This is a genomic window from Pseudomonas sp. 1L-E-NC-VB-C3 (assembly GCF_057291535.1).
In genome coordinates this window covers 225533-249731 of record NZ_JBXAWD010000001.1, presented here as the reverse complement: position 1 = coordinate 249731, position 24199 = coordinate 225533, and the positions used below count along the sequence as shown (strand labels likewise).

Annotated in this window: 30 protein-coding genes; 11 read left to right on the top strand and 19 right to left on the bottom strand. The window is 61.0% G+C overall.

Annotation, left to right across the window (positions count from 1 at the left end):
• Nucleotides 1–20 precede the first annotated feature (20 nt).
• Entirely contained in the window at nt 21–875 is an 855-nt protein-coding gene (gene rpoH / locus AC0Z5Z_RS01105) for an RNA polymerase sigma factor RpoH (RefSeq protein WP_485610599.1), read from the top strand.
• 179 nt (nt 876–1054) lie between these two features.
• On the opposite strand, the gene mtgA is transcribed toward rpoH, so the two are convergent.
• On the bottom strand, nt 1055–1777 hold the full coding sequence (mtgA, locus tag AC0Z5Z_RS01100) for a monofunctional biosynthetic peptidoglycan transglycosylase (protein ID WP_016772718.1): 723 nt from the start codon (nt 1775–1777) through the stop codon (nt 1055–1057).
• A 74-nt stretch (nt 1778–1851) separates the two neighbouring features.
• Here mtgA and AC0Z5Z_RS01095 point away from each other — a divergent pair, with 74 nt between their 5' ends.
• The 4 genes from AC0Z5Z_RS01095 to trmB all read left to right on the top strand — a co-directional run bounded on the left by AC0Z5Z_RS01095 (nt 1852) and on the right by trmB (nt 4095).
• Nucleotides 1852–2232 (top strand): DUF423 domain-containing protein, encoded by a 381-nt coding sequence (locus tag AC0Z5Z_RS01095; RefSeq protein WP_485610598.1) that lies wholly within the window; start codon nt 1852–1854, stop codon nt 2230–2232.
• Nucleotides 2233–2303: 71 nt separating this feature from the next.
• The gene (gene thiS / locus AC0Z5Z_RS01090; RefSeq protein ID WP_038861193.1) at nt 2304–2504 is read left to right on the top strand and encodes a sulfur carrier protein ThiS; all 201 of its coding nucleotides are present in this window, start codon (nt 2304–2306) and stop codon (nt 2502–2504) included.
• Between the two features lie 61 nt (nt 2505–2565).
• The gene (locus AC0Z5Z_RS01085) at nt 2566–3360 is read left to right on the top strand and encodes a thiazole synthase (protein ID WP_041476820.1); all 795 of its coding nucleotides are present in this window, start codon (nt 2566–2568) and stop codon (nt 3358–3360) included.
• Between the two features lie 9 nt (nt 3361–3369).
• Entirely contained in the window at nt 3370–4095 is a 726-nt protein-coding gene (trmB, locus tag AC0Z5Z_RS01080) for a tRNA (guanosine(46)-N7)-methyltransferase TrmB (protein ID WP_024014663.1), read from the top strand.
• 129 nt (nt 4096–4224) lie between these two features.
• Here the strand turns inward: trmB and AC0Z5Z_RS01075 are convergent, their stop codons facing one another.
• From AC0Z5Z_RS01075 to AC0Z5Z_RS01030, 10 genes are all read right to left on the bottom strand, one after another.
• Nucleotides 4225–4773, bottom strand: a complete 549-nt coding sequence (locus tag AC0Z5Z_RS01075; protein ID WP_150636923.1) for an RNA 2'-phosphotransferase — start codon at nt 4771–4773, stop codon at nt 4225–4227.
• 139 nt (nt 4774–4912) lie between these two features.
• On the bottom strand, nt 4913–5236 hold the full coding sequence (locus AC0Z5Z_RS01070; RefSeq protein ID WP_008083808.1) for a DUF3392 domain-containing protein: 324 nt from the start codon (nt 5234–5236) through the stop codon (nt 4913–4915).
• 22 nt (nt 5237–5258) lie between these two features.
• Nucleotides 5259–6464, bottom strand: a complete 1206-nt coding sequence (gene hemW / locus AC0Z5Z_RS01065) for a radical SAM family heme chaperone HemW (RefSeq protein WP_252882817.1) — start codon at nt 6462–6464, stop codon at nt 5259–5261.
• The gene (rdgB, locus tag AC0Z5Z_RS01060; protein ID WP_485610597.1) at nt 6461–7057 is read right to left on the bottom strand and encodes an RdgB/HAM1 family non-canonical purine NTP pyrophosphatase; all 597 of its coding nucleotides are present in this window, start codon (nt 7055–7057) and stop codon (nt 6461–6463) included. Before rdgB ends, hemW begins: the two co-directional genes overlap by 4 nt.
• Nucleotides 7054–7488 carry a DUF4426 domain-containing protein gene (locus tag AC0Z5Z_RS01055; RefSeq protein ID WP_041476817.1) on the bottom strand — a complete coding sequence of 145 codons (435 nt, stop codon included), beginning with the start codon at nt 7486–7488 and terminating at the stop codon, nt 7054–7056. The genes rdgB and AC0Z5Z_RS01055 overlap by 4 nt, the downstream gene beginning before the upstream one ends.
• Before the next feature lie 26 nt (nt 7489–7514).
• A complete protein-coding gene (metW, locus tag AC0Z5Z_RS01050) occupies nt 7515–8135 on the bottom strand; it encodes a methionine biosynthesis protein MetW (RefSeq protein WP_056786380.1) in 621 nt (206 codons plus the stop codon).
• 7 nt (nt 8136–8142) lie between these two features.
• Nucleotides 8143–9282 carry a homoserine O-succinyltransferase MetX gene (metX, locus tag AC0Z5Z_RS01045; RefSeq protein ID WP_252877050.1) on the bottom strand — a complete coding sequence of 380 codons (1140 nt, stop codon included), beginning with the start codon at nt 9280–9282 and terminating at the stop codon, nt 8143–8145.
• A 252-nt stretch (nt 9283–9534) separates the two neighbouring features.
• Nucleotides 9535–10125, bottom strand: a complete 591-nt coding sequence (locus AC0Z5Z_RS01040) for a YggT family protein (protein ID WP_039757546.1) — start codon at nt 10123–10125, stop codon at nt 9535–9537.
• Nucleotides 10126–10136: 11 nt separating this feature from the next.
• Nucleotides 10137–10955: a pyrroline-5-carboxylate reductase gene (proC, locus tag AC0Z5Z_RS01035; protein WP_485610596.1), complete on the bottom strand. Its 819-nt coding sequence runs from the start codon at nt 10953–10955 to the stop codon at nt 10137–10139.
• A gap of 23 nt (nt 10956–10978) precedes the next feature.
• Nucleotides 10979–11665 (bottom strand): YggS family pyridoxal phosphate-dependent enzyme, encoded by a 687-nt coding sequence (locus AC0Z5Z_RS01030; RefSeq protein WP_056786387.1) that lies wholly within the window; start codon nt 11663–11665, stop codon nt 10979–10981.
• A gap of 56 nt (nt 11666–11721) precedes the next feature.
• On the opposite strand from AC0Z5Z_RS01030, the gene AC0Z5Z_RS01025 reads away from it, so the two are divergent.
• Nucleotides 11722–12756, top strand: coding sequence for a type IV pilus twitching motility protein PilT (locus tag AC0Z5Z_RS01025; RefSeq protein WP_016772732.1), 1035 nt, complete (start codon nt 11722–11724; stop codon nt 12754–12756).
• Nucleotides 12757–12906: 150 nt separating this feature from the next.
• Here AC0Z5Z_RS01025 and AC0Z5Z_RS01020 read toward each other — a convergent pair whose 3' ends face one another.
• Entirely contained in the window at nt 12907–13524 is a 618-nt protein-coding gene (locus tag AC0Z5Z_RS01020) for a C40 family peptidase (protein ID WP_016772733.1), read from the bottom strand.
• A gap of 248 nt (nt 13525–13772) precedes the next feature.
• On the opposite strand from AC0Z5Z_RS01020, the gene AC0Z5Z_RS01015 reads away from it, so the two are divergent.
• The gene (locus AC0Z5Z_RS01015) at nt 13773–14207 is read left to right on the top strand and encodes an NINE protein (RefSeq protein WP_016772734.1); all 435 of its coding nucleotides are present in this window, start codon (nt 13773–13775) and stop codon (nt 14205–14207) included.
• A gap of 83 nt (nt 14208–14290) precedes the next feature.
• Here the strand turns inward: AC0Z5Z_RS01015 and AC0Z5Z_RS01010 are convergent, their stop codons facing one another.
• From AC0Z5Z_RS01010 to gshB, 7 genes are all read right to left on the bottom strand, one after another.
• Nucleotides 14291–15562 carry a dihydroorotase gene (locus tag AC0Z5Z_RS01010; RefSeq protein ID WP_485610595.1) on the bottom strand — a complete coding sequence of 424 codons (1272 nt, stop codon included), beginning with the start codon at nt 15560–15562 and terminating at the stop codon, nt 14291–14293.
• Nucleotides 15559–16563 carry an aspartate carbamoyltransferase catalytic subunit gene (locus AC0Z5Z_RS01005; RefSeq protein WP_016772736.1) on the bottom strand — a complete coding sequence of 335 codons (1005 nt, stop codon included), beginning with the start codon at nt 16561–16563 and terminating at the stop codon, nt 15559–15561. The genes AC0Z5Z_RS01010 and AC0Z5Z_RS01005 overlap by 4 nt, the downstream gene beginning before the upstream one ends.
• A 27-nt stretch (nt 16564–16590) precedes the next feature.
• Nucleotides 16591–17097 carry a bifunctional pyr operon transcriptional regulator/uracil phosphoribosyltransferase PyrR gene (gene pyrR / locus AC0Z5Z_RS01000; protein ID WP_016772737.1) on the bottom strand — a complete coding sequence of 169 codons (507 nt, stop codon included), beginning with the start codon at nt 17095–17097 and terminating at the stop codon, nt 16591–16593.
• Between the two features lie 81 nt (nt 17098–17178).
• On the bottom strand, nt 17179–17616 hold the full coding sequence (gene ruvX / locus AC0Z5Z_RS00995; RefSeq protein ID WP_041476809.1) for a Holliday junction resolvase RuvX: 438 nt from the start codon (nt 17614–17616) through the stop codon (nt 17179–17181).
• Nucleotides 17616–18188: a YqgE/AlgH family protein gene (locus AC0Z5Z_RS00990; protein ID WP_016772739.1), complete on the bottom strand. Its 573-nt coding sequence runs from the start codon at nt 18186–18188 to the stop codon at nt 17616–17618. Before AC0Z5Z_RS00990 ends, ruvX begins: the two co-directional genes overlap by 1 nt.
• 135 nt (nt 18189–18323) lie before the next feature.
• Nucleotides 18324–19223 carry an energy transducer TonB gene (locus AC0Z5Z_RS00985; protein ID WP_485610594.1) on the bottom strand — a complete coding sequence of 300 codons (900 nt, stop codon included), beginning with the start codon at nt 19221–19223 and terminating at the stop codon, nt 18324–18326.
• Between the two features lie 135 nt (nt 19224–19358).
• Nucleotides 19359–20330, bottom strand: a complete 972-nt coding sequence (gene gshB, locus AC0Z5Z_RS00980; protein ID WP_110603642.1) for a glutathione synthase — start codon at nt 20328–20330, stop codon at nt 19359–19361.
• A gap of 225 nt (nt 20331–20555) precedes the next feature.
• On the opposite strand from gshB, the gene pilG reads away from it, so the two are divergent.
• The 4 genes from pilG to AC0Z5Z_RS00960 all read left to right on the top strand — a co-directional run bounded on the left by pilG (nt 20556) and on the right by AC0Z5Z_RS00960 (nt 24194).
• Nucleotides 20556–20960, top strand: coding sequence for a twitching motility response regulator PilG (gene pilG / locus AC0Z5Z_RS00975; protein ID WP_016772743.1), 405 nt, complete (start codon nt 20556–20558; stop codon nt 20958–20960).
• 60 nt (nt 20961–21020) lie between these two features.
• Nucleotides 21021–21386 (top strand): twitching motility response regulator PilH, encoded by a 366-nt coding sequence (gene pilH / locus AC0Z5Z_RS00970; protein ID WP_016772744.1) that lies wholly within the window; start codon nt 21021–21023, stop codon nt 21384–21386.
• 10 nt (nt 21387–21396) lie between these two features.
• Nucleotides 21397–21936, top strand: coding sequence for a chemotaxis protein CheW (locus tag AC0Z5Z_RS00965; protein WP_485610593.1), 540 nt, complete (start codon nt 21397–21399; stop codon nt 21934–21936).
• Nucleotides 21937–22145: 209 nt separating this feature from the next.
• Nucleotides 22146–24194: a methyl-accepting chemotaxis protein gene (locus AC0Z5Z_RS00960; protein ID WP_041476807.1), complete on the top strand. Its 2049-nt coding sequence runs from the start codon at nt 22146–22148 to the stop codon at nt 24192–24194.
• The last annotated feature ends 5 nt before the right edge of the window (nt 24195–24199 follow it).

Below are 24199 nucleotides of genomic sequence, written 5' to 3'. Positions count from 1 at the left end.
TGAGTGGGAGGTTTTTTCGTATGACCAATTCTTTGCAACCTGCGTATGCATTGGTTCCGGGTGCGAACCTGGAAGCCTACGTGCACACCGTCAACAGCATTCCATTGCTGACGCCGGAGCAGGAGCGTGAACTGGCCGAGAGTCTCTACTATGAGCAGGATTTGGGGGCGGCTCGGCAGATGGTGCTCGCCCACCTGCGTTTTGTCGTACACATTGCCCGTAGCTATTCCGGCTACGGTCTGGCTCAGGCTGACCTGATCCAGGAAGGTAACGTTGGCCTGATGAAGGCCGTCAAGCGCTTCAACCCGGAAATGGGCGTGCGTCTGGTGTCGTTCGCCGTGCACTGGATCAAGGCGGAAATTCACGAGTTCATCCTGCGCAACTGGCGCATTGTGAAAGTCGCGACCACCAAGGCCCAGCGCAAGCTGTTCTTCAACCTGCGCAGCCAGAAGAAGCGCCTGGCGTGGCTGAACAACGAGGAAGTCCACCGTGTGGCGGAAAGCCTCGGCGTCGAACCACGTGAAGTGCGCGAGATGGAAAGTCGTCTGACCGGTCACGACATGGCCTTCGACCCGGCTGCCGAAGCCGACGACGACAGTGCTTTCCAGTCTCCGGCCAACTACCTGGAAGACCACCGGTACGACCCGGCGCGTCAACTGGAAGATGCCGACTGGAGCGACAACTCCAACACCAACCTGCACGAAGCACTGGAAGTGCTGGACGAGCGCAGCCGTGACATCCTCTACCAGCGCTGGCTGGCGGAAGAGAAAGCCACGCTGCACGATCTGGCGCAGAAGTACAACGTGTCGGCCGAGCGAATCCGTCAGCTCGAAAAGAGCGCGATGAACAAGCTCAAGTTGTCGATCGCCTCGTAACCGGTAGATCAGCAATAAAAAACGCCCCGATCAGCGATGATCGGGGCGTTTTCATTTCTGTTTCAACACAAATCCCTGTGGGAGCGAGCCCGCTCGCGAAAGCGGTTTATCAGTACCATCAATGCAAGCTGACACACCGCTTTCGCGAGCAGGCTCACTCCTACATTTGATCTTCGGTGTTATTCAGCCCAAGGCGCCCGCCGCGAATCATTCAGCCCGAGCAAATAACTGTCCCCGCCCAACTGACTCATCTGCTGGCGAATCCACCCGGCCCGGCGCGATACATAACCGGTCGGATGACTGGCGCTCCACACCCGTGGGTTGGGCAGTACCGCCGCCAGATAACTCGCCTGCTGACGCGACAATGACTTCGCGCTCACACCAAAGTGGTGGCGGGCCGCCGCTTCAGCGCCAAATACGCCGTCATCCCACTCGACGCTGTTCAGGTACACCTCGAGAATCCGCTGCTTGGGCCAGAACACCTCGATCAGCGCGGTAAACCACGCTTCCAGGCCTTTGCGCAGATAACTGCGGCCCGACCACAGAAAGAGGTTTTTCGACACCTGTTGGCTCAAGGTGCTGGCACCGCGAATCGAACCGCCCAGTTCGTTGTGGGCCAGAGCAGCCTGAATCGCGCGCAGATCGAAGCCCCAGTGCTCGGGGAATTTCTGGTCTTCGCCTGCAATTACTGCCACTTTCAGGTCGTCGGAGATCTCGTCCCACGGCTTCCAGGTGCGCTGCAGGTCGATCGGCTCGCCGTCGACCCAGGATTCGACCTTGCGCTCGACCATCAGCGCCGTGCCCGGCGGTGGCACAAAGCGAAATACCAGCACCAGCAAGACACTGCCGCCGGCGAACCAGAGCAGGGCCTTCGTGAGACGACGGAAAATTGAACGCAGCATAGAGATGGCTTGGCCGAACCCGTGGAGCGGGCCATTATACAGACCCTGCCGATGGCGTCTGACTGGAGTTCCTCATGCTGCGTGGCTTTTTGATGCTGGCCGCTTTTTTCGGATTCACCGGTGTCGCGCTGGGCGCGTTCGCCGCCCACGGCCTGAAAAACCGTCTGACGCCGGAATACCTGACGATTTTCCACACGGGCGTCACCTACCAATTGGTGCACACACTCGCACTGTTCGGCGTTGCGCTGCTGGCCACGCAGATTCCAGGGCGGCTGGTCGCTTGGGCCGGCGTGTCCTTCACCGTCGGCATTGTGTTGTTCTCCGGCAGCCTGTATCTGCTGACCACCTCCGGCATCAGCAAGCTCGGTATCATCACGCCGTTCGGAGGCCTGGCGTTTCTCATCGGTTGGTTATGTCTGGGGCTAGCCGCTTGGCGCTTGCAGCTAACCGCTTGACGCTTGGTACTGACCTTTAGGTCATGATCGGGCTAGAATGCCAGCCCCTAAAAATGATGGCGGCGTTGTGCATGCGCATTCAGTTGAACGGTGAGTCCTTTGAACTGCCCGACGGTGAAACCGTTGCGGGCCTGATCACCCGTCTGGATCTGGCCGGACGTCGGGTGGCGGTCGAGCTCAATCTGGACATCGTCCCGCGCAGCCAGCATGCCGACACCACGTTGAACGACGGCGACAACGTCGAAGTGGTCCACGCCATCGGCGGCGGCTGATTGTCCCGGCCCGCAAGGGCACAGAATTCTGCAAGACCCTCACCCTTAAAGAGGATTCCCCATGAGCATCGTTCGTAGCGACAAGCCTTTTGTGCTGGCCGGTCGTACTTACCAGTCGCGTTTGCTGGTCGGTACCGGGAAGTACCGTGACATGGAAGAAACCCGCCAGGCCATCGAAGCCTCGGGTGCCGAAATCGTCACCTTCGCCGTGCGCCGCACCAACCTGGGCCAGATCGAAGGCGAGCCGAACCTGCTCGAAGTGCTGTCGCCGGATCGCTACACCTTCCTGCCGAACACCGCCGGTTGCTACGACGCCATCGAAGCCGTGCGCACCTGCCGCCTGGCGCGTGAACTGCTCGACGGCCACAATCTGGTGAAGCTGGAAGTGCTGGCCGACCAGAAAACCCTGTTCCCCAACGTGATCGAAACCCTCAAGGCCGCCGAAACCCTGGTCAAGGAAGGCTTCGACGTGATGGTCTACACCAGCGATGACCCGATTATCGCTCGCCAGTTGGCGGAAATCGGCTGCATCGCCGTGATGCCGCTGGCCGGTCTGATCGGCTCCGGTCTGGGTATCTGCAATCCGTACAACCTGCAGATCATCCTTGAAGAAGCCAGGATCCCGGTGCTGGTGGATGCCGGTGTCGGTACCGCTTCCGACGCGACCATCGCCATGGAACTGGGTTGCGACGCCGTACTGATGAACTCGGCCATCGCCCACGCCCAGCAACCGGTCATGATGGCGCAAGCCATGCAGCACGCCATCGTCGCCGGTCGCCTGGCGTACCTCGCCGGCCGCATGCCGAAAAAACTCTATGCCAGCGCCTCTTCGCCGCTGGATGGTCTGATCAAGTAAGAGCCATTGATGACTGAATCGAACGACACGCCTGTCCAGCCGGACGAAGGCGACGAGCGCCAACACCGCCGCATCAAGAGTTTCGTGATGCGCGCCGGGCGCATGACCGAAGGCCAGCAACGCGGCCTGGATCAGGGCGCGCCGCTGTATGTGCTGCCGCTGGCCGATGCGCCGGTCGATTACGACCAGGTGTTCGGCCGTTCGGCGCCGCGCTCGCTGGAAATCGGTTTTGGCATGGGCCATTCGCTGCTGGAAATGGCCGCGGCCGCTCCAGAGCAGGATTTCATCGGTGTTGAAGTGCACCGTCCGGGTGTTGGCGCGCTGCTCAATGGCGTGTTGACCCAAGGGCTGACCAACCTGCGGGTCTACGATTGCGACGCGATCGAAGTGCTCAACCGCTGCATCGCCGACAACAGCCTCGATCGCCTGATGCTGTTTTTCCCGGATCCGTGGCACAAGAGCCGCCACCACAAGCGCCGCATCGTCCAGGCCTCGTTCGCCGAACTGGTGCGCAGCAAATTGAAGGTCGGCGGCATTCTGCACATGGCCACAGATTGGGAGCCGTACGCCGAGTACATGCTGGAAGTGATGAACGTCGCCCCGGGGTACCGCAACCTTGCCGAAGACGGCAAATGCGTCCCACGCCCGGCCGAACGCCCGATCACCAAGTTCGAACGCCGTGGCGAACGACTTGGCCATGGCGTGTGGGATCTGAAGTTCGAGAAGATCGCTTAAGCATCACGCAAAAAAAACTGTGGGAGCGAGCCTGCTCGCGAAAGCGGTCTGACGTTCAACGATGATGTTGGATGTCAAGACGCCTTCGCGAGCAGGCTCGCTCCCACAATTGTTTTGTGTATGATGAGATTACAGGGGGGCAAGAAATCGAGCGGGCACCTGCTCTGTCAACCAGACGCCATTTTCGGCCTGATAGAACTTGAAGCCCTGTTCTTCCATCTGCTTCGCGGCAACCTTCAGAACGACTGGCGTTCCGTAGCGTTGACCCACGGCCGACGCGGTGGCGATTTCGTCGGACAGATGCACCTGATGGCGTTGTCCTGGAATCAAGCCTTGTCTGTGGATCGAGTCGAGAAAACGCGTCGCTGTTCCGTGGTAGAGCGTTTGCGGTGGCTGTTTCTGCTCGAATTGCAGATCAACGCTTTTCGTCGAGTGGCCTTGAACAGCGCGTATACAGTGGCCATCAGCGGAAATCGTAAAACGCTTCTTGTCACTGCTGGTCACGACGTTTTCAATCAGCTCACGACTTAAATGCCTGCCATCACGCGCCGCGCCGCTGATCAGTGCTTCGATATTTGCCCAGCCTTCCGAATTCAGATTCAGTCCGATCGCCTGAGGCTCGTGACGCAACACGAAGCTAAGAAATTTGCTCGTCTCATCCAGTAGTTTTTTACTCATGAACTTCCCTTTCATTGCGATCAACAGTGGGAGCGAGCCTGCTCGCGAAAGCGGTCTGACAATCAACGATGATGTTGGATGTAAAGACGCCTTCGCGAGCAGGCTCGCTCCCAAATTTTGTTTTGGGGTGTTTGCGGGGTCAGCGGCGATCAGCAACCACACCGATCAACACCAGCACTACCAGCAGCACCGGCGCCAGGCTGTAGTTGTTGAACTGGCTCAGGCCTTTGATCACCCACGGCGTGGCGTAGATCAGCGCGGCGCCGCTGCCGATCAGGCAGAGCAGGGCCATCAGGGGCACGCGCAGGGCGCCGGCGATGCTGCCCAGGCGTTGCTCGACCCAGCCTTTGAAGTCAGCGCCGAACAGCACCAGCAGGCAACCGACCAGCGCCAGGGCGATTTCCGAGAGATTGCTGCGGCTCCAGCGGGAGACGGTGGCCAGCAGGTCGAGTATCAAATCCATGCGTTTTCCCTTTGAGCTGAAGTCAGTTCAGAAATTGTTGCAGCAAATCGTTGAGGAACAGTTGGCCGCGTTCGGTCGCCGCCAGGCGTGACGGTTCGACCTGCAACAGGCCGCTTTGTTCGGCTTCGCGCCGGCCTTCGGCGAGGGTGTCCAGCGACAGGCCGGTGCGCTCCGGATACAGGCGCGATTCGACCCCGGCAGTCAGGCGCAGGGCGTTCATCAGGAACTCGAACGGCATCTCGTCATTGCTCAGCGATTTCTCGCCGGCCTGAAAGCTTTTCGCCGGGTTCAGATAATCCTTCGGCAGGCGGGTTTTCCATGTGCGCACGATGCGCCCGTCCGGGTGGCTCAACTTGCCATGGGCACCGGCGCCGATGCCGATGAAGTCGCCGAAGCTCCAGTAATTAAGGTTATGCCGCGCCGGTCGACCGGCCTGGGCATACGCCGATACTTCGTATTGCGCGTAACCGTGCTCGGCCAGCAGCGCCTGACCGGCTTCCTGAATGTCCCACAGCGTGTCGTCTTCCGGCAGCACTGGCGGCTGATTCCAGAACACCGTGTTCGGCTCCAGCGTCAGCTGATACCAGGAAATGTGCGTCGGCTGCAGCGCAATGGCCTGACGCAGATCGCTCAAGGCATCGTCCAGCGACTGATCGGGCAAACCGTGCATCAAGTCCAGGTTGAAGTTATCGAACCCGGCCTGCCGCGCCATGCCCGCCGCACGCACGGCTTCGTCACCGTTGTGGATGCGGCCGAGGGCCTCAAGCTTTTCCTGCTGAAAGCTCTGGATACCGATCGACAGCCGATTGATCCCCAGCTTGCGATAGGCGACAAACTTCTCTTGCTCGAAGGTGCCCGGATTGGCCTCAAGGGTGATTTCGATGTCGGCAGCGAACGGGATGCGTTGTTCGACGCCCTTCAACAAACGCCCGAGGGCTTCGGCGCTGAACAGGCTGGGCGTCCCGCCACCGAAGAAAATCGAAGTCAGCTCACGGCCATACACCGCATGCAGATCCTGATCGAGATCGGCCAGCAGCGCGTCGACGTATTCCTGCTCCGGCAGCACCGGGCTGGCGGTGTGCGAGTTGAAATCGCAATACGGGCATTTGCGCACACACCACGGAATGTGGATGTACAGCGCCAGGGGCGGCAGAGTTGGCAGCGGCGCCCGAGGCGAGGACGCGGCGCCGCCGATAATCAGCGACGACGCGGAAGAATCAGTGGTCATTTCAAGCCCAGACGCTGGCGCAGCAGATCCATTGCACGGGCGCGGTGGCTGATCTGGTTCTTGTCGGCCGGGCTCAGCTCGGCGCTGGAGCAGTCGCGCTCCGGCACCCAGAACAGCGGGTCGTAACCGAAGCCGTGTTCGCCGCTGGCTGCGGTGAGGATGCGCCCGTGCCACAGACCTTCGCAGAGAATCGGCAGCGGATCATCGGCGTGGCGCACCAGTGCCAATACGCAGACGAACTGCGCGCCGCGCTCGGCTTGTGGCACGTCCTTCAGCGCATCGAGCAGTTTGGCGTTGTTCGCCGCATCGCCTTGACCGTCGGCGTAACGCGCCGAGTAGATACCCGGTGCGCCGCCAAGGAAATCCACCGCCAGCCCGGAATCATCGGCCAGTGCCGGCAGCCCGGAAATATGCGCGGCGTTGCGCGCCTTGAGAATCGCGTTCTCGACGAACGACAGGCCGGTTTCTTCCGGCTCGACCTTGCTCCACTCGCCAATCGAGCGCAGTTGCACCGAGTCGCCGAGCATGGCCTGAAGTTCTTTGAGTTTGCCGGCGTTATGGCTGGCCAGTACGAGCTGCTTGATGTTCATCATTCGCCGGGAAAGAGTTCTTGGTTGAAATTGATAGTGTTGATCTTGTCGCCGTTCTGCACCTTGATTTCAAAGGTGCGGGTTTCCTGCTGCGGCACCGGGTACTGGGCGATGTAGTAGATCGCGCCCTGTTCGGTGACCTGGCGGAATTTCAGCGGCACGCTGTTGCTGGTCAGGTCCTTGATCGTGCCGGTGACGCTGGCGATCACCGGTTTGCCGTCCTTGACCACCGAAACATTGATCACGCCCTGGTTCTTGCTGCGGATCAGCTCGGCGGCCTTGGCGATGTCCGGTTGCAGGAACGTCGAGTTGAAGGTGTTGTAGTGCACCGTGATGTCGCCGAAGGTTTCCTTGCGCTCACCTTTGATGACGTCCGCCGCCATGGTGCTGGCGCTCAGGCAGGCGGTGAATAACAGCAACGCTAGACGGCTCATGTTCGTGCTCCTTCAAATGCCCTGGCTCAGACCGCGACTCGGGCGTCCGCCAACTGCGGACTGCTGACGCGGTAGATACCGATTTCACCTAACAGATTAGGCCATAGCTTACTGGCCCACCCGTGGCGGTGCTGTTGATCCACGGCAAGCCGATCAATGACCTTGGCGTCACGTTCGCGGCACAACTCTTCGAAGTCCTCGAAGGTGCAGAAGTGAATGTTCGGCGTGTTGTACCAGGTGTAGGGCAGGAATTCCGAGACCGGCATGCGGCCCTTGCTCGCCAGATACCAGCGGCAGCGCCAGTGACCGAAGTTGGGGAAGGTAATGATGCACTGACGGCCGACCCGAAGCATTTCGTCGAGGATCTTGTCCGGGTAATGCACCGCTTGCAGGGCCTGGGTCATGACGACGATGTCGAAACTGTTGCTGGCGAAGTTGCCCAGGCCTTTGTCCAGATCCTGCTCGATGACGTTGATGCCCTTGGCCACGCACTCGGCGATGTTGTCGGCGTCGTTTTCCAGGCCATAACCGGTGACGTTCTTGTTGTCGCGCAGCCAGGTCAGCAGCTCGCCGTCACCGCAACCGAGGTCGAGGACGCGGCTGCCGGCGGGGATCCATTCCTGGATGATTTCCAGATCAGCTCTCATGGCTTTCTCACAACGAAATGCGGTTCATGTAATTGCCGAACGCCTGCAAGTAACGCGGGATCGGAATCAGGAAGGCGTCGTGGCCTTGCGGTGCGTCAATTTCCAGATAGCTGACGTCCTTGCGCGCGGCCATCAGCGCATCCACCAGTTCCCGCGAACGCGCAGGAGAAAAGCGCCAGTCGGTGGTGAACGACATCACGCAGAACTTGGCTGTGGCGTTTTCGAAGGTTTTCGCCAGATCATCGTCGAAGTTCGCCGCCGGATCGAAGTAGTCCAGCGCTTTGGTCATCAACAGATAAGTGTTGGCATCGAAGCGCCCGGAGAACTCTTCGCCCTGATAACGCAGGTAGCTTTCGACCTGGAACTCGACACTGTGGAAGTCGTAGTTGAGCTTTTCGCTCTTCAGGCCGCGGCCGAATTTCTCACCCATGGAATCATCGGACAGATAGGTAATGTGCCCGACCATGCGCGCCAGCATCAGCCCGCGCTTGGGGATCACGCCGGCTTCCTGGAACGAACCGCCGTGGAATTCCGGATCGGTGAGGATCGCCTGGCGCGCGACTTCGTTGAAGGCAATGTTCTGCGCCGACAATTTAGGCGCCGAGGCGATGGCCAGGCAGTGCCGCACGCGATCCGGGTAGGTGATGGTCCATTGCAACGCCTGCATGCCGCCGAGGCTGCCGCCGATCACCGCTGCCCACTGGCCGATGCCGAGCAGGTCAGCCAGACGCGCCTGGCTGTGCACCCAGTCTTCCACGGTGAGCACCGGGAAATCGGCGCCGAACGGCTTGCCGGTCTCCGGGTTGACGCTGCTCGGGCCGGTGGAGCCGTTGCAGCCGCCGAGGTTGTTCAGGCTGACCACGTAGAACTTGTTGGTGTCGATCGGCTTGCCGGGGCCGATGCAGCTGTCCCACCAACCGGGCTTGCGGTCGTCGACGCTGTGATAACCAGCGGCGTGATGATGACCGGACAGCGCGTGGCAGATCAGCACGGCGTTGCTCGCCTGGGCGTTCAGCGTGCCGTAGGTTTCATAAATCAGGTCATAAGCGGCCAGCGAACGGCCACAGGCCAGCGTCAGCGGTTCGCTGAAATGCGCGGTTTGCGGCGTTACCAGACCAACAGAATCGGCGGGAAAGGCAGTTGGCATCGACCCTGCTCTCGTTGAAATGAGGCGTAAGTCTAAAGACCGTGGGGGGTAGCGGCAAGCGGCCCTCACCCTAACCCTCTCCCGGAGGGAGAGGGGACTGACCGCGGCGATCTTCAGAGTGATGCTGACCTGAGATATCGAGTCGAACTCAGGCCTTGAAAACAACCCGATCGGCTCCCTCTCCCTCGGGAGAGGGCTGGGGTGAGGGGCGCAGGCGACGCCGACATCAAGACGAGCGCCCATCCCCCGACCTCACATCAGCAAACGCAAAATCTCCGGCATCATCGTCATCGCCGCCAGATTGTTGATCACCAGCATGTCGATCAATTTAAGCGCAAGGAAGGCGAAGATCGGCGACAGATCCAGGCCACCAAGGTTCGGCAGGAAGCGGCGGAACGGTGCCAGCGCCGGTTCGCAGATCTGGTTGACCAGCTCAGCGCCCGGATTGTGGCTGCCCGGTGCGACCCACGACAGAATCACGCTGATGATCAGAGCGAAGAAGAAGATCTTCAGGAACAGTGCAGTGACGCCGATCAGCGACCAGATCAACAGTTGCAGCGGGTTTCCGGTGGTGCCGTAGGTCAGCAGCAGGGTCAGCGCCATCAGCAGCAGTTGCACCAGAATCGCCAGCACCAGCGACGACATGTCGAGGCCGAACAGGCTTGGGATGATCCGGCGCAAAGGCTTGAGCAGCGGCTGAGTGGCCTTGACCACGAACTGGCACAGCGGGTTATAGAAGTTCGCCCGCACCAGTTGCAGGACGAAGCGCAGCAGCACGATCAGCAGGTACAGGCTGCCGAGGGTTTGCAGCACGTAAACCGCTGCGGTGTTCAATCCGATCATGTAAGGCTCCTTTATTTGCCCAGTTGTTCGGCCATTTCGGCCGAGCGGTGCGCGGCGGCGCCGAGTGCGGTTTCAACCAGCGCTTCGAAGCCGCCAGCCTGGAATGATTTGATCGCAGCTTCCGTGGTGCCATTCGGCGAGGTCACGCGGCGGCGCAGTTCGGCTGCATCGACATCGCTGGACACCGCCATGTGCGCGGCGCCCAGAGCAGTCTGCACGGTCAGTTGCTCAGCGATCTCTTTTGGCAGGCCAAGTTTGACGCCGGCGGCGGTCATCGCTTCGATCAGCAGGAAGAAGTACGCCGGGCCGGAGCCGGACACTGCGGTGACTGCGTCCAGTTGCTGTTCTTCTTCCAGCCACAGGGCGATGCCGACGGCGGACAGCAGCTCTTCGGCTTGCTGACGCTGCTCGGCGGTTACTTCGCTGGTCGCGTACAAACCGCTGACACCCTGACGCAGCAGCGCCGGGGTGTTCGGCATGCAGCGCACGATTGGCTGTTCGCCGAGCCACGCGGTCATGCTCGCGCAGGTAATGCCGGCGGCGATCGACACCACCAGTTGATTCGGTTTCAGGCTTGGGCGAATCGCCTCGCACACGGCTTTCATCGCCTGTGGCTTGACCGCCAGCACGATGACATCGACGCCGTCGATGGCCTGGGCGTTGTCACCGAAGGTTTCGATGCCGTGTTCGGCGCTGACCTTGGCACGGGTGTCTTCGCCCGGGTCGCTGGCGCGGATCTGCGCCGCTTCCAGACCTTTGGCGCGCAAGCCGCCAATCAGACTGGCCGCCATGTTGCCCGCACCGATAAACGCAATACGTGTGTTGCTCATGTGTGGTCCTTATCTGGAAACGTTCAAGACTGGGAATAATCTCTGGCGCCAAACAGCGCGGTACCGATCCGCACCCAGGTGGCGCCTTGGGCAATGGCCGACTCGAGGTCGTGGCTCATGCCCATGGACAGTGTGTCGAGCGGCAGAGCGAGGCTCGCCTGCAATGTCTGCACGGCGGCGAAGGCAGCGTCCTGTTCAGCGCGCTCTTCGGTCGGCTCGGGAATCGCCATCAGTCCGCGCAATTTCAGCCGGGGCAGGGCGCTGATGGCCTCGGCCAGCGCCGGCAGATCGGTCGGGGTGCAACCGGATTTGCTCGCTTCGCCGCTGACATTGACTTGAATGCAGATGTTCAGGGGCGGCAGTTCGGCAGGGCGCTGCTCGGACAGGCGTTGGGCAATTTTCAGACGATCCACGGAGTGCACCCAGTCGAAATGCTCGGCAATCGCGCGAGTCTTGTTCGATTGAATGGGGCCGATGAAGTGCCAGATCAAGGGCAGGTCGGCCAGCTCCAGCTGTTTGCCCAAGGCTTCCTGCAAGTAGTTCTCGCCGAAGTCGCGCAGGCCGGCGGCATAGGCTTCACGCAGGGCCTGGGCGGGTTTGGTCTTGCTCACGGCGAGCAAATGGATGCTGTTTTCGTCGCGGTGCGCAGCTTTCGCCGCTGCCTGGATGCGCGAACTAACCTGAAGGATGTTGTCTGCTATCGTGGACATCAAGAGGCGCCGGCGGTCTGTAGGTTCGCGGCATTCTACTGGAATTGAGGGACGCTATGGATATCACTGAACTGCTGGCCTTCAGCGCCAAACAGGGCGCTTCCGACCTGCACCTGTCGGCCGGCCTGCCGCCGATGATCCGTGTCGATGGCGACGTGCGACGGATCAATCTGCCGGCGCTGGATCACAAGCAAGTGCACGATCTGATCTACGACATCATGAACGACACCCAGCGCATCGAATTCGAGAAAAATCTGGAAACGGATTTTTCCTTCGATGTACCCGGCGTGGCGCGCTTTCGGGTCAACGCATTCAACCAGAACCGTGGCGCCGGCGCCGTGTTCCGCACTATTCCGTCGAAAGTGCTGAGCATGGAAGACCTCGCCATGGGCGATGTTTTCCGCAAGATCACGGACGCGCCGCGCGGGCTGGTGCTGGTCACCGGGCCGACCGGCTCCGGCAAATCGACCACGCTGGCGGCGATGATCGATTACCTCAACACCCATCGCCATCACCACATCCTCACCATTGAGGACCCCATCGAGTTCGTCCATGAATCGCGCAAATGCCTGATCAATCAGCGCGAAGTCCATCGCGATACGCGCAGCTTCGCCACCGCGCTGCGTTCGGCCTTGCGTGAAGACCCGGACGTGATTCTGGTCGGCGAAATGCGTGATCTGGAAACCATTCGCCTGGCGCTGACCGCCGCCGAGACCGGGCATCTGGTATTCGGCACCCTGCACACGACCTCGGCGGCGAAGACCATCGACCGCGTGGTGGATGTGTTCCCCGGCGACGAGAAGTCGATGGTGCGTTCGATGCTGTCGGAGTCGTTGCTGGCGGTGGTGTCGCAGACATTGATCAAGAAGATCGGCGGCGGGCGGGTGGCGGCGCATGAAATCATGCTCGGGACATCGGCGATCCGTAACCTGATCCGCGAGGACAAGGTGGCGCAGATGTATTCAGCGATTCAGACCGGTGGGTCGTTGGGCATGCAGACACTCGATATGTGCCTGAAGGATTTGGTGACCAAGGGCTTGATCAGCCGCGAGCATGCGCGGGAGAAGGCGCGTACGCCTGATAATTTCTGAGGGTCGCTGGTGCGGCTGCCGGCCCCTTCGCGAGCAGGCTCGCTCCCACATCAAACCGTATTCCTTCAGCTGGAATGCATTCTTCTGTGGGAGCGAGCCTGCTCGCGAAAAGGCCGGTACTGCTGAAGCTGATTCAGGAGATCAAACAGCTCAGCGCTGGACTACGCGCATCTGCTGTTGTTCTTTCGGCAACACGCGTTTGGCCACGACGTAATGCTTTTCCCAGTACGGCTTGTTCAGCGTGTCGATGCTCACCGCTTTGCCACGGCGCGGGGCGTGGATGAAGCGGTCGTTGCCCAGGTAGATGGCAACGTGGTTGACCCGACGGCTCTTGATGTTGAAGAAAATCAGATCGCCCGGCTTCAGATCCTTGCGCTCGACTTTCTCGCCGTGACCGCTGGCCATGGCATTGGAGGTGCGTGGCAGGTCGAAAGTAGCGTCGTTGAACGCGTATTTCACCAGACCGCTGCAATCGAAGCCTTTACTTGGGCTGCTGCCGCCCCAACGATAAGGTGTACCGAGGACGTTTACCGCACGGCTTAGCACATTGCTGCTTTCCTTGCTCGCCATCGGTGGCACCAGCTTGCTGCGGCTCTTGCTGCTCAGCGTGGTGGTCTTGCTCTTGCTGCTTTTGCTCGATGGAGCCGAAGCATGGGATTTAGGGGTGAAGCCGTTAACGTTGGGAAGACGTTGCTCACGATTGGTGGCGTGGGCGGCCAGTGGCATTAATAGGCAAATAGTCAGCCATGTCTTGAAAAATGGTCGCATTAGGCGTGGCTCATAAGTGATAGCGCGCAACTTTATAACAGCTTTTTTTGCCGTTCCGAGCCCGTTCATCGATTCATTCCGCCGGCTACGGAACCAAAAACGCTCAAAAAGTACGCAATTGTCCGACAGAAGTCAGGTTCTACAAGGGTTTCGCGCTAGCAACGGTAACATTTGCCATACGTCGGCCACCTGTAAAAAAGTCACAAAGAAATGAAGAATATTTATCTATCGAGTGCAATGAGGTCTTAATGAACAGCTATCAGCTACCCCGCGTGAAAGAAAAAGACACTCACAGCAAAGTCATCGGCTACCTGCTGTGGATTTTCGGATTCACCGGCGCGCACCGCTTTTATTACGGCAAGCCGGTGACCGGAACGATCTGGTTCTTCACCTTCGGTTTGCTGGGGATTGGCTGGCTGATCGACCTGTTTCTGATCCCGGCGATGGATCGCGAAGCGGATTTGCGCTTTGCTGCCGGGCCGATCGAGTACAACGTCGCGTGGATTCTGCTGACTTTCCTCGGTGTGTTCGGCGTACACCGGATGTATCAGGGCAAATGGATCAGCGGCTTGCTGTATCTGCTGACCGGCGGGTTGTTCTTTATTGGTGTGCTGTATGACTTCTGGACCCTGAACGATCAGGTGTCGGTGCGCAACGCGCAGAATCGCGGCGCCTTCCAGTAAGCTTTCGCGAGCAGGCTCGCTCCTACAGGAATCACCGCAATACCTGTGGGAGCGAGCCTGCTCGCGAAGGGGTCAACTGGCTATCAAGCCTGGTGCGTAATCCGCCCATCTACCAGCGTATAGCGCACCACGCCCGGCAGACTGTGGCCGATGAACGGGCAGTTCTCGCCCTTCGACAGCCAGTGTTCACCGGCCACCGTCGAAGACTTCGGATCGAACAGCACGATATCCGCCGCGCCGCCTACCGCCAGTTTGCCCGCCGGCAGGCGCAGCGCTTCGGCCGGGCCTGCGCTCAACCGAGCCAATAGCGTCGGCAAGTCGAGCAAACCATCCTCAACCAGCGTCATCGCCAGCGGCAGCAGCAACTCAACACTGCTGATGCCCGGCTCGGTGGCGCCGAACGGGGCCAGTTTGGCGTCGCGCTCGTGGGGCTGGTGATGGCTGGAAATGGCCGAGACCACCCCGGACTTCACTGCCTCACGCAGGCCATCGCGATCGGCGCGGGTGCGCAGCGGCGGTTGCACGTGGTAGAGGCTGTTGAAGTCGATCAGCGCTTCGTCAGTCAGGATCAGCTGATACAGCGCAACATCCGCCGTTACCTTCAAGCCACGGGCCTGGGCCTGGGCAATCAGCGCCACACCGCGCGCACTGGTCAACTGGCTGAAATGCGCACGTACGCCGGTTTGCTCGACCAGCAGCAGATCGCGAGCCAGCGCCACGGTTTCCGCCGTCTCCGGGATGCCCGGCAGGCCAAGGAAACTGGCGACCGCGCCTTCGTGGGCCAGACCGCCGTCGGCCAGATCGTGATCCTGCGAGTTGAAGATCACCGTCAGGTCGAAAGTCGCCGCATATTCCAGCGCCCGGCACAGGGTGCGGCTGTTGCGAAAGCTCTCCAGACCGTTGCCGAACGCTACGCAACCGGCGTCGCGCAGGGCGACCAGTTCGGCCAATTGCTCGCCGTCGAGGCCTTTGCTCAGGGCGCCGATCGGAAACACCTTGGTGTTGCCGGCCTCGCGGGCGCGGTCGAGGATCAGTTCGGCGACGGCCGAGGTGTCGAGCACCGGTCTGGTCTTCGGTGGGCAGCACAGGCTGGTCACGCCACCGGCAGCGGCGGCGCGGGTTTCGCTGACGATCGAGCCTTTGCGGCTGTAGCCCGGCTCGCGCAGGGCGACGTTGAGGTCGACCAGGCCAGGCGCGGCGACCAGGCCTTGGGCATCGATGGTTTCTACTGCGCTGAAACCGGCCGGTGCGGCGCCGAGGGCGACGATCTTGCAGGCTTCAACGTGGATGTCGGTGATTTGATCCAGGCCGCTGCTGGGATCGATAACGCGTGCGCCGAGAATGCTGAGCTTCACTGGGCGTTCTCCTGCTCGAATTGACGTTGCGCAGTCTGCCCGCTCATGGCCATGGACAGCACAGCCATACGAATCGCGATGCCGTAGGTCACTTGATTGAGGATCACCGAGTGCGGGCCGTCGGCCACCGCCGACTCGATCTCCACACCACGGTTGATCGGCCCCGGGTGCATGACGATGCAATCGGGTTTGGCTCCGGCCAGACGTGCGGTGGTCAGGCCGAACAGGCGATAGAACTCGCCTTCGCTGGGCAGCAGGCCGCCGGTCATGCGCTCACGTTGCAGGCGCAGCATGATCACCACGTCGACGTCCTTGAGGCCTTCAGCCATGTCGGTGTAGACCTTGACGCCGTATTGCTCGATGCCGATCGGCAGCAGGGTTTTCGGCGCGATCACGCGGATATCCGGGCAGCCGAGGGTTTTCAGCGCGAGCATGTTCGAGCGCGCCACACGCGAATGCAGGATGTCGCCGACGATCGCCACCGAAAGGTTTTCGAAACCGCCCTTGTGCCGACGGATGGTGAGCATGTCGAGCATGCCTTGGGTCGGGTGCGCATGCCGGCCGTCGCCGCCGTTGATGATCGCCACCTGCGGGCAGACATGCTCGGCGATGAAGTGCGCCGCGCCCGAGTCGCCGTGGCGCACGACGAACATGTCGGCAGCCATCGCCTCAAGGTTGCGCAGGGTATCGAGCAGCGTTTCGCCCTTGCTCGCCGACGATGTCGACACGTTCAGGGTGATCACGTCCGCCGACAGCCGCTGGGCCGCCAGTTCAAACGTGGTGCGGGTGCGCGTGGAGTTTTCGAAGAACACGTTGCACACGGTCTTGCCGCGCAGCAACGGGACCTTCTTCACCGCCCGGGCGCCGACTTCAAGGAACGAGTCGGCAGTGTCGAGGATTTCCGTCAGCAACTCGCGGCGCAGGCCGTCGAGCGAGAGGAAGTGGCGCAGCTGGCCCTGATCATTGAGCTGCAGCGGGCGCTTGGTATCTAGAGGCGTCATCGCGAGGGGGACTCTCAATAGGGCGGATTAAAGGGTGACGTCTTGCAGTTCGAGCGTCAGCGGCTCGGGGCCGGACAACTTGACCCGCTGGTTGCCGGCCAGGGTCAGGGTGGCGCCGACCACGTTGGGGCGGATCGGCAGCTCGCCGGCGTCCAGGTCCAGCAGGCAGACCAGGGTGACGCTGGCCGGGCGGCCGTAATCGAACAATTCATTCATCGCGGCGCGGATAGTCCGACCGCTCATCAGCACGTCGTCGATCAGCACCAGATGCTGGCCTTCGATCTCGAAGGGCAGGGCGGACGGGCGCACTTGCGGGTGCAGGCCATTCTGGCTGAAGTCATCGCGATAGAAGGACACATCCAGCGTGCCCAGTGGCGCATCGCTGTTCAGTTCCTTGAGCAGCGCCTGCGCGACCCAGATGCCGCCGGTGCGGATGCCGATGTAACGCGGTTCGCTGATGTCACGCTGGGCAAGGTGCGCCTTGAGGCGGGTCGCCATCTGGCTGATCAGATCGGCGGGATTGGGCAGGCTCATGGTTGCTCCTTCGTGATTCCGCGCTGCGTCCTGCTGGACGAAGCTCGGTTTATAACCAAAAGAAAAGCGCCGAAGCGCTTGTCAGGATTCAAACAATGCAGTGTTTTCATCGAGCCAGCCCTGCAGCAGCAGGGCAGCGGCGATGGCGTCCACCGGGTTGTCGCGGTAACTGCCTTTCTGCCCGCCACGCACCAGTCGCTCGCCCTTGGCTTCGAAAGTGGTCAGGCGTTCGTCGTGGGTATAGAAGGGCAGGTTGTAGCGGCCGTTGAGGCGGCGGGCGAATTTCTCGGCGCGCACGCACATGTCGCTCGGCGTGCCGTCCATGTTCAGCGGCAGGCCGACCACCACGGCGTCGGGTTTCCATTCTTTTATCAGCGCTTCGACCTGATCCCAGTTCGGCACGCCGTTCTGCGCTTTCAAAGTGCACAGCTCGCGGGCCTGGCCGGTGATGACCTGGCCGACCGCGACGCCGATCTGTTTGGTGCCGTAGTCGAAGCCGAGAATCAGGCGCAGGGCCATCAGGCGTGACCTGCCTGGCTGGTGAGCAGATTGAGATCGATGCCCAAGTGCCGCGCTGCCGCTTCCAGGCGCAATTCGCTGCGGGTGTTGAACAGTATGTCGGCGTTGAAAGGGCAGGTCAGCCAGGCGTTGTCGGCCAGTTCGGCTTCCAGTTGCCCGGCTTCCCAGCCGGCGTAACCGAGGGTGATCAGGCTCTGCGCGGGGCCGACGCCGTCAGCGATGGCGAACAGCACGTCCTGCGAAGTCGACAGGGCCAGGTCGCCGTCCAGCTGCGCCGTGGCCTGGAACGTTTGGCCCGCCGGGTGCAGGACGAAACCGCGATCGGTCTGCACCGGCCCGCCGATGAAGATCGGCACATCCTGGCAGCGTGCCGGCGGCTCGATGTCCGGGCGCAACTGTTCGAGGATGTCGGCCAGGTTCAAGTCTTGCGGCCTGTTGACCACCAGCCCCATCGCGCCATTGGCCGTGTGCTCGACGATGTAGGTCAAGGTGTGGGCAAAGTTCGGGTCGGCCATGTGTGGCATGGCGATCAGGAAGTGATGCTTGAGGTAGCTGGGGCTGACGTTTTTCATGAGCGCTAGTGTGGCGTCGCAAGGGCGAACTGACAAGCTGAGGCTTTAAAAGATCGCAGCCTTCGGCAGCTCCTACAGGGTGTACGCAGGCCCACTGTAGGAGCTGCCGAAGGCTGCGATCTTTTGATTTTGCTCTTAATTGCTTGAGAGCTTGTCGCCCCGGGCAAATTTCCAGGTGCGAATGATTTCCAGGCGGTCGATGTCCGACAGATCGCCGGTAAACGGTGCAAACGGCGCGGCCAGGCGGACGATGCGCTGCGCCGCCTGATCGAGCAGCGGCTGACCGGAGGATTCCAGCACCAGCACCTCATACAGCGAGCCGTCGCGATTGATCGAGACCATCAGGCGCAAATTGCCGTAGATCTGCTTGCGTCGGGCTTCTTCGGGGTAGTTGAGGTTGCCGATGCGCTCGACCTTCTTGCGCCAGTCATCCTTGTACCAGGCGCCCTTGTCGCGCATGGTCGAAGCCGCGCTCAAGCGGTGGATGCGCGGGCGTTTGGCGTACAGCTGTTGTTCCTTGGCCAGTTCCGCTTCGAGGCTGGCGATGTCGCTGGACAGCTGCGAGCTGTCGAACACCGGCGCGTCGACGGTCGGTTTGACTTCGGTTTTGTTTTCTTCTTTCTTGGTCGGCGCCTTTTTCGGTTTCGGCGCGACGGTGGTCACCGCTGCCTTCGGTGCGGCTTCCTGCACCACTGGCTTGGCGGCGGGCGGCGGGGTGACCTTTTTGACCTGATTGTCCTGGAACGGCGCGACTTCAGTGGTCTTGGGCAGGGCCTTCTTATCAAGCGTGCCGCTGCCTTCCTGGTTTTCCTGAGCGAGAAAATCTGCCTTTTCCGGCTTCTTCTCGGCCTTGAAGGTGGCCAGGGTGATTTCCAGGGTTTTGCTGATCTGCTGCGGCTCGACCATGGTGAAGCCGACGCCGAGCAGCAGCGCCAGGTGAATCAGCGCCGCGAGAAACAGGGTAAAACCGAGGCGATCGGCCGGGCGCACGCCACGATGGGCGAGTTCAGCGGGCAGATCGGACGGGAGGGTCATGACAGAAAAACCAACATCGCGTTTTCATGGGCCCGGCATGATAACGCAATGTTGGTTTTTAGCTGCAAGTGACATAGAAGCAAGCGACGAGCCGCAAGCTTCAAGCTTCAAGCTTCAAGCTGACGCGGGCCGGCTTCAAGCTTGTGGCTTGCGGCTCGAAGCTTGCAGCTGCTTTTCGATCGCATCCATCAGCATGCCGCCGATATCGGTGCCGAACGCATTGTCGATTTCGCGGATGCAGGTCGGGCTGGTGACGTTGATTTCGGTCAGGTGCTCGCCGATCACGTCGAGGCCGACAAACAGCAGGCCTTTCTCGCGCAAGGTCGGGCCGACCTGGGCGGCGATCCAGCGATCCTTCTCGGTCAGCGGACGCGCTTCGCCACGGCCACCGGCGGCGAGGTTGCCACGGGTTTCGCCCATGGCTGGAATCCGCGCCAGGCAGTAATCCACCGGCTCGCCATCGATCATCAGGATGCGCTTGTCGCCGTCGACGATCGCCGGCAGGTAACCCTGAATCATGATCTGCTGCTTGCCGTGCAGGGTCAGGGTTTCGAGGATTACCGAGAGGTTCGGGTGGCCGGCGGTGTGGCGGAAGATCGACGAACCGCCCATGCCGTCCAGCGGCTTGAGGATCACGTCACCGTGATGGTCGGCGAACTCACGCAATACGTCCGGGCGGCGGCTGACGATGGTCGGCGGCGTGCACTGCGGAAACAGCGTAGCGAACAGCTTTTCATTGCAGTCGCGCAGGCTCTGCGGCTTGTTCACCACCAGCACGCCGGCGGCTTCGGCCTGTTCCAGCAAGTAAGTGGAGTAGACGAACTCCATGTCGAACGGCGGATCCTTGCGCATCAGGATCACGTCCAGGTCGCTTAGCAGCTTGTCCTGTTCGGCGTCCAGCTCGAACCATTTGTCCGGGTTGGCGAAGACTTTCAGCGGGCTCATCCGCGCCCGCGCCTGGCCTTCGGCCTGATACAGGTCTTTCTGTTCCATGTAGAACAGTTCCCAGCCACGCTTCTGCGCGGCCAGCAGCATGGCCAGCGAGCTATCCTTTTTATAGGAGATGCTGGCGATAGGGTCCATGACAATCCCGACGCGAACGCTCATTGGGTTTTCCTCGAAATTTGGCTACCGGATCGGTATTGAAAAAGTGCCGCCAGAGTGGCGCCGGGCGGGTTTCGGGTCAAGGAAAAACCCGTCGATAGATTGCATCTGGAGACTGTGCTAAAAAGGCTGGCAGATCGCGCCGCCCCATGGGTTTCAAGGGTTTCAGGCCATTATTCACAGCAAAACGGACAATTTGATTCGCAAAGGCGACGGTAGAACCCTCTTATGGAACAGCAGTCCAGCGCCTTGAAGGTCATGGTGATCGACGACTCGAAAACGATTCGCCGCACCGCCGAAACATTGTTGAAGAATGTCGGTTGCGAAGTGATCACCGCCATCGACGGTTTCGATGCGCTGGCGAAGATTGCCGACCACCATCCCGGGATCATCTTTGTCGACATCATGATGCCGCGTCTGGACGGTTATCAGACCTGCGCCCTGATCAAGAACAACAGCGCCTTCAAGGCGACGCCGGTGATCATGCTGTCGTCCAGGGACGGTCTGTTCGACAAGGCCAAGGGGCGGATTGTCGGCTCTGATCAATTTCTGACCAAGCCGTTCAGCAAAGAAGAACTGCTCAACGCGATCCAGGCCCATGTTCCGGGCTTCGCCGCCGTTTTGCCGCAGTAAGACACGCACAGTGACGCTCGGCCAGCGGGCCGGCAGTCGACCAGAAAAATGGGGAAGACCATGGCACGTATCCTGATCGTCGATGATTCGCCGACTGAAATGTACAAACTCACCGGCATGCTCGAAAAGCACGGCCATGAAGTGCTCAAGGCCGAGAACGGCGCCGACGGCGTGGCCCTGGCCCGTCAGGAAAAACCCGACGCGGTGCTGATGGACATCGTCATGCCTGGCCTCAACGGTTTTCAGGCGACCCGGCAGTTGACCAAGGATGCCGACACGGCGCACATCCCGGTGATCATCATCACCACCAAGGATCAGGAGACCGACAAGGTCTGGGGCACCCGCCAGGGCGCCAAGGATTACCTGACCAAACCGGTCGACGAAGACACCCTGATCAAGACCCTGAACAACGTACTCAACGGCTGATCGCGCGATCATGAACGAATCGCTGACCGCGTTCGAACTGCTCTGGCAGATCGACCAGCGCTGCCGCCTGCTGGCAGCGGACCTGCCGTCGCAAGCGGCGCGCCCGGATCGCTGGAGCGGCATCGGCTTTCGCCTCGGCGAACATTGGTATGTGGCGCCGATGGGCGAAGTCAGCGAAGTCCTGCATGAACCGCGCTTCACCCAGTTGCCCGGGGTCAAGCCGTGGGTCAAGGGTGTCGCCAATCTGCGCGGGCGGCTGCTGCCGATCATGGACCTGTGCGGCTTCTTCGGCCATGAGCTGTCGCCGCTGCGCAAACAACGGCGGGTATTGGTGGTGGAACATGAAGACGTGTTCGCCGGGGTAATGGTCGACGAAGTCATCGGCTTGCAGCATTTCGAACAGGACAGTTTCGAGCCTCTGTCGATCAGCAAGCGCCAGGGCTCCAAGGCCGAATTCGTCAAAGGCTATTTCCGCCGTGAACAGAACTGGCGGGTGTTCAGCCTGTTCGCACTGGCCAGGTCTCCGGTGTTCATGGGTGTGGCTCTATAGCACGAACAACAGAACCCATGTGGACGCGGGCCATGTGGCGAGGGGATTTATCCCCGTTGGGTCGCGCAGCGGCCCCAAAAACTGCAATGCCTGACACCGTCAGCGCATGCGATATTTTTGCGACTGCTTCGCAGCCGAACGGGGATAAATCCCCTCGCCACAAGGCTCGCTCCCACAAGGGCCATGGCAGGTTTCATAGGCGAGGACCGATGACAAAAGCAAAAACAGGCAAGTCGGCAGAAGCATCGCGCAGTCGCGCACAGATCATCGTGCTGTTTATCGCACTGATCGTGTTCATCATGCTGCTGTTCGCCAACTTCGCGTACCTCAACACCCAGGCGAACTACGACAAGCAGTACATCGGCCATGCCGGCGAACTGCGCGTGCTCTCGCAACGCATTGCCAAGAACGCCACCGAAGCGGCGGCGGGCAAGGCTGCGGCGTTCAAGCTGCTCAGTGATGCGCGCAACGATTTTGCCCAGCGCTGGGGCTACCTGAAGAAGGGTGACCCGAACACCGGCCTGCCGCCGGCACCCGTCGCGGTGCGCCCGGAAATGCGCGCGGTGCAGATGGACTGGGAGCGCCTGTTGAAAAACACCGATGCGATCCTCAGCAGCGAACAGACCGTGCTGTCGCTGCATCAAGTCGCCGCGACGCTGGCCGAAACCGTGCCGCAGTTGCAGATCGAATACGAAAAAGTCGTGGAAATCCTGCTCCAGCGCGGCGCTCCGGCGGCGCAGGTGGCAATGGCGCAACGGCAATCGTTGCTTGCCGAACGCATCCTCGGTGCCGTCAACACGGTGCTCGCCGGTGACGAAAACTCGCAGCAGGCCGCCGATGCCTTTGGCCGCGATGCCGCGCGTTTCGGTCTGGTGCTCAACGGCATGTTGCAGGGCAACCCGGCGCTGAAAATCAGCCAGGTCGAAGACCGCGACGCCCGTGCGCGTTTGAGCGAAATCTCCGAGCTGTTCCAGTTCGTTTCCGGCTCCGTGGACGAAATCCTCGAAACCTCGCCTGAGCTGTTCAAGGTGCGCGAATCGGCGAGCAACATCTTCACCCTGTCGCAAACCCTGCTCGACGAAGCCTCACACCTTGCTACAGGTTTCGAGCATCTGGCCGGCGGGCGCAACACCGACACCATTGGCGGCTATGTGCTGGGCTTGCTGGCGCTGGCCTCGATCATCCTCATCGGTCTGGTCATGGTCCGCGAAACCAATCGCCAGTTGCGTGAAACCGCCGAGAAGAACGAGCGCAACCAGAACGCGATCATGCGCCTGCTCGACGAAATCGAAGACCTCGCCGATGGCGACCTCACCGTGACCGCTTCGGTGACCGAAGACTTCACCGGCACCATCGCCGACTCGATCAACTATTCCGTCGACCAATTGCGTGATCTGGTCGCCACCATCAACCTCACCGCCGGCCAGGTTGCCGCCGCTGTGCAGGAAACCCAGGCCACCGCCATGCATCTGGCCCAAGCGTCTGAGCAACAGGCCCAGCAGATTTCCGAAGCCTCGACAGCGATCAGCGACATGGCCGAGTCCATCGATCAGGTCTCGGCCAACGCTGCCGAATCGTCGGCGGTGGCCGAGCGTTCCGTGGAAATCGCCAACAAGGGCAACGAGGTGGTGCACAACACCATCCACGGTATGGACAACATTCGCGAACAGATTCAGGACACCGCCAAGCGCATCAAGCGCCTCGGCGAGTCGTCCCAGGAAATCGGCGACATCGTCAGCCTGATCGATGACATCGCCGACCAGACCAACATTCTCGCCCTCAACGCGGCGATCCAGGCGTCGATGGCCGGTGATGCCGGGCGCGGTTTTGCCGTGGTTGCCGACGAAGTACAACGGCTGGCCGAACGTTCGTCCGCCGCGACCCGGCAGATCGAAACCTTGGTGCGGGCGATTCAGGCCGACACCAACGAAGCGGTGATTTCCATGGAGCAGACCACCACCGAAGTGGTGCGCGGCGCGCGACTGGCGCAGGATGCCGGTGTGGCTCTGGAAGAAATCGAAGGCGTGTCCAAGACCCTCGCGGCGCTGATCCAGAGCATTTCCAACGCGGCGCAGCAGCAGACCTCCTCGGCCGGGCAGATCTCGCTGACAATGAATGTGATCCAGCAGATCACCTCGCAAACCTCGTCGGGGTCCACGGCCACCGCCGAGAGCATCGGCAACCTGGCGAAAATGGCCAGTCAGCTGCGTCGTTCGGTGTCCGGATTCACCTTGCCGGCGGCGACAGATAAAGCGTGAGTGGA

Bases quoted from the DNA above. Each gene is read 5' to 3' on its own strand.
- rdgB (WP_485610597.1), bottom strand. From the start codon at position 7,057: ATGATGAACATCAAGCAGCTCGTACTGGCCAGCCATAACGCCGGCAAA.
- AC0Z5Z_RS01055 (WP_041476817.1), bottom strand. From the start codon at position 7,488: ATGAGCCGTCTAGCGTTGCTGTTATTCACCGCCTGCCTGAGCGCCAGC.
- proC (WP_485610596.1), bottom strand. From the start codon at position 10,955: ATGAGCAACACACGTATTGCGTTTATCGGTGCGGGCAACATGGCGGCC.
- AC0Z5Z_RS00960 (WP_041476807.1), top strand. From the start codon at position 22,146: ATGACAAAAGCAAAAACAGGCAAGTCGGCAGAAGCATCGCGCAGTCGC.
- pilG (WP_016772743.1), top strand. From the start codon at position 20,556: ATGGAACAGCAGTCCAGCGCCTTGAAGGTCATGGTGATCGACGACTCG.
- metX (WP_252877050.1), bottom strand. From the start codon at position 9,282: ATGCCAACTGCCTTTCCCGCCGATTCTGTTGGTCTGGTAACGCCGCAA.
- AC0Z5Z_RS00965 (WP_485610593.1), top strand. From the start codon at position 21,397: ATGAACGAATCGCTGACCGCGTTCGAACTGCTCTGGCAGATCGACCAG.
- AC0Z5Z_RS01040 (WP_039757546.1), bottom strand. From the start codon at position 10,125: ATGATCGGATTGAACACCGCAGCGGTTTACGTGCTGCAAACCCTCGGC.
- AC0Z5Z_RS01075 (WP_150636923.1), bottom strand. From the start codon at position 4,773: ATGAGTAAAAAACTACTGGATGAGACGAGCAAATTTCTTAGCTTCGTG.
- rpoH (WP_485610599.1), top strand. From the start codon at position 21: ATGACCAATTCTTTGCAACCTGCGTATGCATTGGTTCCGGGTGCGAAC.
- mtgA (WP_016772718.1), bottom strand. From the start codon at position 1,777: ATGCTGCGTTCAATTTTCCGTCGTCTCACGAAGGCCCTGCTCTGGTTC.
- pyrR (WP_016772737.1), bottom strand. From the start codon at position 17,097: ATGAGCCTGCCCAATCCCGCCGATCTGATCAGCCAGATGGCGACCCGC.
- metW (WP_056786380.1), bottom strand. From the start codon at position 8,135: ATGAGAGCTGATCTGGAAATCATCCAGGAATGGATCCCCGCCGGCAGC.
- AC0Z5Z_RS01030 (WP_056786387.1), bottom strand. From the start codon at position 11,665: ATGTCCACGATAGCAGACAACATCCTTCAGGTTAGTTCGCGCATCCAG.
- hemW (WP_252882817.1), bottom strand. From the start codon at position 6,464: ATGACCACTGATTCTTCCGCGTCGTCGCTGATTATCGGCGGCGCCGCG.
- AC0Z5Z_RS01020 (WP_016772733.1), bottom strand. From the start codon at position 13,524: ATGCGACCATTTTTCAAGACATGGCTGACTATTTGCCTATTAATGCCA.
- trmB (WP_024014663.1), top strand. From the start codon at position 3,370: ATGACTGAATCGAACGACACGCCTGTCCAGCCGGACGAAGGCGACGAG.
- AC0Z5Z_RS01095 (WP_485610598.1), top strand. From the start codon at position 1,852: ATGCTGCGTGGCTTTTTGATGCTGGCCGCTTTTTTCGGATTCACCGGT.
- AC0Z5Z_RS01085 (WP_041476820.1), top strand. From the start codon at position 2,566: ATGAGCATCGTTCGTAGCGACAAGCCTTTTGTGCTGGCCGGTCGTACT.
- ruvX (WP_041476809.1), bottom strand. From the start codon at position 17,616: ATGGCCCTGCGCCTGATTCTCGGCTTCGACTACGGCACCAAACAGATC.
- gshB (WP_110603642.1), bottom strand. From the start codon at position 20,330: ATGAGCGTTCGCGTCGGGATTGTCATGGACCCTATCGCCAGCATCTCC.
- AC0Z5Z_RS00990 (WP_016772739.1), bottom strand. From the start codon at position 18,188: ATGAAAAACGTCAGCCCCAGCTACCTCAAGCATCACTTCCTGATCGCC.
- AC0Z5Z_RS01070 (WP_008083808.1), bottom strand. From the start codon at position 5,236: ATGGATTTGATACTCGACCTGCTGGCCACCGTCTCCCGCTGGAGCCGC.
- AC0Z5Z_RS01005 (WP_016772736.1), bottom strand. From the start codon at position 16,563: ATGACGCCTCTAGATACCAAGCGCCCGCTGCAGCTCAATGATCAGGGC.
- thiS (WP_038861193.1), top strand. From the start codon at position 2,304: ATGCGCATTCAGTTGAACGGTGAGTCCTTTGAACTGCCCGACGGTGAA.
- AC0Z5Z_RS01015 (WP_016772734.1), top strand. From the start codon at position 13,773: ATGAACAGCTATCAGCTACCCCGCGTGAAAGAAAAAGACACTCACAGC.
- AC0Z5Z_RS00985 (WP_485610594.1), bottom strand. From the start codon at position 19,223: ATGACCCTCCCGTCCGATCTGCCCGCTGAACTCGCCCATCGTGGCGTG.
- pilH (WP_016772744.1), top strand. From the start codon at position 21,021: ATGGCACGTATCCTGATCGTCGATGATTCGCCGACTGAAATGTACAAA.
- AC0Z5Z_RS01025 (WP_016772732.1), top strand. From the start codon at position 11,722: ATGGATATCACTGAACTGCTGGCCTTCAGCGCCAAACAGGGCGCTTCC.